Origin of the sequence: Pseudomonas protegens (assembly GCF_003732485.1) — a bacterium.
In the GTDB taxonomy this organism is placed as follows: Bacteria; Pseudomonadota; Gammaproteobacteria; order Pseudomonadales; family Pseudomonadaceae; genus Aquipseudomonas; species Aquipseudomonas protegens_B.
In genome coordinates, this window is record NZ_MOAK01000088.1 from 80,795 (window position 1) to 86,256 (window position 5,462).

Sequence of the window (5,462 nt, forward strand, 5' to 3'; positions counted from 1 at the left end):
GCCAGCCCCTGGGAGCGCCGCGCCCATGAAACTGTTGCTGCCCGAGCAACTGGCCCTTGAGCCCCCGAGCGCCGGCGACAGCCACGCCCGGCGGTACGTGCGTACCTGCGCCGGCGGCGCGCTGATCGGCAATGTCAGCACCGCCCTGGCCCTGCTGGACACCGGCCGCCAGCAGTTCCCGGTGAGCATCAACCACGGCCACGACCCTGTGGATAACTGTTACGTGGTCTCTCCGCAAACCGCCTACAGCGGCTATGCCCGGGAAGAACTGCAGCGCCTGAAACGGCCCTGGCTGGCGTGGCCCTTGAAGCTGCTGACCCAGGGCGTGGACCGGCTACTGAGCGCGGCCAAGGTCGACCGCCTGGTGCAGGTCAATAACTGGCTGCTGTCGACCAACCTCTACCCCGCCGATTGGGATGGTTCGGATTTGCCGGCGATCACCGAACTGCTGCGCCGGCAGTTTCCCGACCACGGCTTTGGCTTTCGCTCGCTCAACGACTTCAGCAACCGCGAACTGCGCAAGCGCCTGCAAGCCCTGGGCTACCTGGCGATTCCCAGCCGTCAGGTGTACCTGTTCGACGGCCGCGAGGGCGAACATTCAGCCTTCCTGCGCCACCACAACACTCGCCTGGATGCCACCCTGCTGCGCCGCAGCCCGTATACGGTGGTGCCCGGCAGCGAGCTGAACGAGGCTGACTTCCAGCGCATCGAGCAGCTGTACAACCTGCTGTACCTGGACAAATACAGCCGCCTGAACCCCCACTACAGCGCCCACTGGCTGCAACGCGGGCAGGCCGAAGGCTGGCTGGACGTGCGCGCCCTGCGCAACGCCGAAGGGCGCATTGACGGCGCCCTGGGCTGGTTCGCCAACAGCGCGCTGATCAGCACCCCCATCGTCGGCTACGACACCGCCCTGCCCCAGCGCGCCGGCCTGTACCGACAACTGACCAGGCTGTGCCTGCAAGAAGCGGTGAACCGTCGTCAGGTGCTCAACTTCAGCTCCGGCGCGGCCGCCTTCAAGCGCCTGCGCGGCGGCCAGCCCGAAATCGAATACAGCCTGATCCACGTCGCCCACCTGCCCTGGTCGCGGCGCCTGGTGTGGCAACTGATGGGCCTGCTGCTGCAACGGATCGGCGTACCGCTGATGAGGAAGCTCAAATTGTGAACAGTCACTCGGGCTGGTGGCCCGTCGCCCTGAGCCGGCAGCTGCAACGCCAACCTCTGGCCTGCACCCTGCACGGCGTACCGCTGGTGCTGTTTCGCGACGCCGACGGCGCCGCCGCCGTGCTGCCGGACCGCTGCCCCCACCGCTTCGCGCCCCTGAGCGCCGGCCGGGTGCGCGACGGGCAGATCCAGTGCCCCTACCACGGCTGGCGCTTCGACCCCCAGGGCCGTTGCACTCAACTGCCCGGCCAGGAGCAGCAGCGGTGCAGCCAGCCCTTGTTGCAGCCGCTGCACAGCTGCGAAACCCAGGGGCTGGTCTGGGCCAGCCTCGCCAGCGAACGGCCGAATGCCCCGCCGGTGGCCGCCGCCGAGCAGGCCCAGGCCCTGGATGTGTTCTGGATCAGCGACCGAGTGCAGTGCAGCTTGCAGGACGCCGCGGAGAACTTCCTCGACGGCTTCCACACCCACTTCGTGCATGCCGGCTGGATTCGCCACGACCGCCAGCGCCAGCGGATTCGTGCCTGGGTGCATCAGCTGGAAGACGGGGTCGAAGCGCAGTACAGCGAAGAAGGCACCCAATCCGGGCTGATATCGCGGCTGTTCGAAGGCGAACGCGGCCTCAGCATGGGGCGCTTTCGCCTGCCGGGGTTGGCGGAAATCGAATACCGCGACCGTCAGGGCCGGCTCAATCTGCTGGTCAGCGCCTGGCTCAGCCCGGCCGCCGAGGGCGAACTGCGCCTGTTCGCCCGCATCGCCACGGCCCGCGGCCGCTTGCCGGGCTGGCTCAAGCGCGCGGTGTTGCAACCCTTGTTCAAGGTGATCCTCAAACAGGACCGGCAGATCCTGGAAAAAGTCAGCGCCAACCAGCAGCGCTTTGCCCAGGTGCCGCTACGCTGGCACCGGCCCACCCCTCTGGACAGCTCGCTGGATCTGCTGGGGCCGTGGATTCGCCAATTACTGGAACAAGGTGAACTGAAGGACTTCCAAGAACGCCGAGAGGAATTCTGGCTGTAATCCCGTAGGAGCCGGCTTGCCGGCGAACAAGCCTTCAAGACGGGCGCCGCTCGAACGGGCCCCTTCGCTGGCAAGCCAGCTCCTACGGTTGGCAACGGTATCGCGGGGATGATGCGGGCCCCTTGGGGCCCCTGTTCGCGGGGTTTTGCGGGGCGCGACAAGAACCGATTCAGCCCCCCGTCCAGCCTGCCGTTCCTCGGCTCGATGCGCTACATGCAGACGGCGAGCCCGCGCACCGGTATAGTGCGCCCCCTCTTCACGTGGACAGCCGTCGGTAACGAGGCTCAAACCCACGGGAAACCCGAACTAATAACAACCCGCGAATAGAGAACCGGGACGAACAATCGCCCCACCGCTTTGCCGTGCGTGCAATCAGCGGTGTAACAGAATGTTTCCGTCTGCTCTGCTTTTGCCTACACAAAAAACAGCGAGGAATAATCCATGCTCGAAGTCATCAACGACTTCCTCTCAGGGAAAGTGCTGATCGTGCTCATTGTCGGGCTCGGCAGCTACTTCACGATCCGCTCGCGTTTCGTTCAATTGCGCCACTTCCTCCACATGTTCGCGGTGTTCCGCGACAGCCTGAAAAGCAGCGGCGGCCAGCTCAGCTCGTTCCAGGCGCTGATGCTCAGCCTCGCCGGCCGGGTCGGCGCGGGCAACATTGCAGGCGTCGGCATCGCCGTGACCCTGGGTGGCCCGGGCGCGGTGTTCTGGATGTGGGTGACCGCACTGGTCGGCATGTCCAGCAGCTTCTTCGAGTGCACCCTGGCCCAGGTCTACAAGCGCGCCGACGGCGACGGCCTGTACCGCGGCGGCCCGGCCTACTACATCGAGCACGGCCTGAAGCGCAAAGGCATGGCGGTGGTGTTCTCCATCCTGCTGCTGGTCACCTACGGCTTCGCCTTCATCGGCCTGCAGTCCTACACCGTGACGCACTCGCTGCAGGACGCCTTTGCCTTCGACCCAAGCCACACCGGCATCGTCCTGGCGGTGCTGCTGGCCATTACCTTCATCGGCGGCATCAAGCGCATCGCCGCAGTGTCCGACCTGCTGGTCCCGATCAAGACCCTGGCCTACATCGCCGTGACCCTGTACGTGATCGGCACCCAGATCGAACAAGTGCCGGCCATGCTGGAGACCATCATCAAGAGCGCCTTCGGTCTCGACCCGGCCTTCGGCGGCCTGCTCGGCAGCGCCATCGTCATGGGCGTGAAGCGTGGCGTGTTCGCCAACGAAGCAGGCCTGGGCAGTGCACCGAACGTCGCCGCCGTGGCCTCCGTGAAACATCCGGGCGCCCAGGGCGTGGTCCAGGCTTTCAGCGTGTTCCTCGACACCTTCGTGATCTGCACCTGCACCGCGCTGCTGATCCTGCTGTCGGGCTTCTACACCCCGGGTTTCGAAGGCGACGGCATCGTCCTGACCCAGAACTCGCTGGCCGCCGTGGTCGGTGACTGGGGTCGCCTGTTCGTCAGCGTCGCGCTGTCGCTGTTCGTCTTCACCTGCATCCTCTACAACTACTACCTGGGCGAGAACAGCCTGCAGTTCCTCACCCGCAACCGCACCGTGCTGATGCTGTTCCGCGGCCTGGTGCTGGCGCTGGTGGTATGGGGTTCGATGCAGGACCTTTCGACCGTGTTCGCCTTCGCCGACATCACCATGACCTGCCTGGCCTTCGTCAACCTGGTGGCCTTGGCCATGCTGTTCAAGGTCGGCCTGCGCGTGATGCGCGACTACGACGAGCAGCGCCGCGCCGGCGTCGACCAGCCAGTGTTCGACTCGCGCAAGTTCGCCGATCTGGACCTGGACCTGAAGGCCTGGCCCGCCGAACCTTCGGCCCCCGCCCAGGCCGAGCCGCAAGGCGTGCCCGCAGCGCAACGCTGACGGGTGAACGACGGGCGCATCCTCTGCCCCCGTCGGTTACAGTGCGATAAATGTGCGAGCGGGCTTGCCCGCTCCCACAGGAACTCACCGTTTCGGAGAATCCCATGAACCCTTCGACCTACCCTGGCGCCCAGCACGTCATGGTGCTCTACACCGGTGGCACCATCGGCATGCAAGCCAGCGCCAACGGCCTGGCCCCGGCTTCCGGCTTCGAAGCCCGGATGCGCGAGTACCTGCACAGCCAGCCTGAGCTGGTGGTGCCCAACTGGCGCTTTCGCGAGATGGCGCCGCTGATCGACAGCGCCAACATGACCCCCGACTACTGGCAGCGCCTGCGCGAAGCCGTGGTCGATGCAGTGGATGTGCAGGGCTGCGACAGCGTGCTGATCCTCCACGGCACCGACACCCTGGCCTACAGCGCGGCGGCCATGAGCTTCCAGTTGCTGGGCCTGCCGGCGCGGGTGCTGTTCACCGGTTCCATGCTGCCGGCCGGTGTGCCGGACAGCGACGCCTGGGAAAACCTCAGCGGCGCCCTGGTGGCCCTGGGTCAAGGCCTGGCGCCCGGCGTGCAGCTGTACTTCCACGGCGAGCTGCTGGCACCGACCCGCTGCGCGAAAATCCGCAGCTTTGGCCGGCACCCGTTTGCCGCCTTGCAACGCCAGGGCGGCGGCACCAAGGCCGAGGCCATTCCGGCGGCCCTGGATTACCGCCAGGCCAGGCAACTGGCCAAGGTCGGTGTGCTGCCGCTGTTCCCCGGCATCGGCGCCGAGCTGCTGGACAGCGTGCTCGACAGCGGCATCCAGGCCCTGGTGCTGGAATGCTTCGGCAGCGGCACCGGGCCCAGCGACAACCCGGCGTTCCTGGCCAGTCTCAAGCGCGCACAGGAGCAAGGCATCGTGGTGGTGGCGGTGACCCAGTGCCATGAAGGCGGCGTCGAGCTGGATATCTACGAAGCCGGAAGCCGCCTGCGGGGCGTGGGCGTGCTGTCCGGTGGCGGCATGACTCGCGAAGCGGCGTTCGGCAAGCTCAATGCGCTGCTCGGTGCCGGGCTGGAAAGCGCCGAAGTGCGGCGCCTGGTCGAACTCGATCTGTGTGGCGAGTTGAGCTGAAGCTCGCGCTCGGGAGCCGGTGGCTACTGCGGTAGCCGCCGGCTCGACGACGAGCAGGGGGTGGCTGTCAGGTTACTTTTTGACCGAGTAATCCTGGCCCCAGACCCGCACCGAACTCGAGCTCTCGATCGGCCCTTCAAACACGAACTTCTGCCGCACTGCCGCCTTGGCCGGGATGGTGACTTCGTCCGGGTTGTCGAGGCTGACAGTCAGGTTGTTGGCGTAACCGTCCTGGTCGATCGCCAGCAGGGCGCCGGTCTGCCCCTTTGCCCGGGAAAGGTACTGGTTGCCGGC

General features: G+C 66.4%; 4 protein-coding genes and 1 pseudogene. 4 read left to right on the forward strand and 1 reads right to left on the reverse strand.

Annotated features, from left to right (window positions below; translation table 11 throughout):
* Positions 1 to 25 precede the first annotated feature (25 nt).
* The 4 genes from BLX41_RS31745 (at position 26) to BLX41_RS31760 (ending at position 5,168) form a co-directional block, all read left to right on the forward strand.
* A complete protein-coding gene (locus BLX41_RS31745; RefSeq protein ID WP_123728061.1) occupies positions 26 to 1,165 on the forward strand; it encodes a hypothetical protein in 1,140 nt (379 codons plus the stop codon).
* Positions 1,162 to 2,178: an aromatic ring-hydroxylating oxygenase subunit alpha gene (locus BLX41_RS31750; protein ID WP_123728055.1), complete on the forward strand. Its 1,017-nt coding sequence runs from the start codon at positions 1,162 to 1,164 to the stop codon at positions 2,176 to 2,178. The genes BLX41_RS31745 and BLX41_RS31750 overlap by 4 nt, the downstream gene beginning before the upstream one ends.
* Before the next feature lie 441 nt (positions 2,179 to 2,619).
* Positions 2,620 to 4,059, forward strand: a complete 1,440-nt coding sequence (locus BLX41_RS31755; protein ID WP_123728056.1) for an alanine/glycine:cation symporter family protein — start codon at positions 2,620 to 2,622, stop codon at positions 4,057 to 4,059.
* A 104-nt stretch (positions 4,060 to 4,163) separates the two neighbouring features.
* On the forward strand, positions 4,164 to 5,168 hold the full coding sequence (locus BLX41_RS31760; protein ID WP_123728057.1) for an asparaginase: 1,005 nt from the start codon (positions 4,164 to 4,166) through the stop codon (positions 5,166 to 5,168).
* A gap of 72 nt (positions 5,169 to 5,240) precedes the next feature.
* Here BLX41_RS31760 and BLX41_RS36885 read toward each other — a convergent pair.
* Positions 5,241 to 5,462: pseudogene (locus tag BLX41_RS36885) on the reverse strand (hypothetical protein); the annotation flags it as partial.

Coding starts and splice junctions, on each gene's coding strand:
- BLX41_RS31755 (WP_123728056.1), top strand. CDS start 2,620: ATGCTCGAAGTCATCAACGACTTCCTCTCAGGGAAAGTGCTGATCGTG.
- BLX41_RS31745 (WP_123728061.1), top strand. CDS start 26: ATGAAACTGTTGCTGCCCGAGCAACTGGCCCTTGAGCCCCCGAGCGCC.
- BLX41_RS31760 (WP_123728057.1), top strand. CDS start 4,164: ATGAACCCTTCGACCTACCCTGGCGCCCAGCACGTCATGGTGCTCTAC.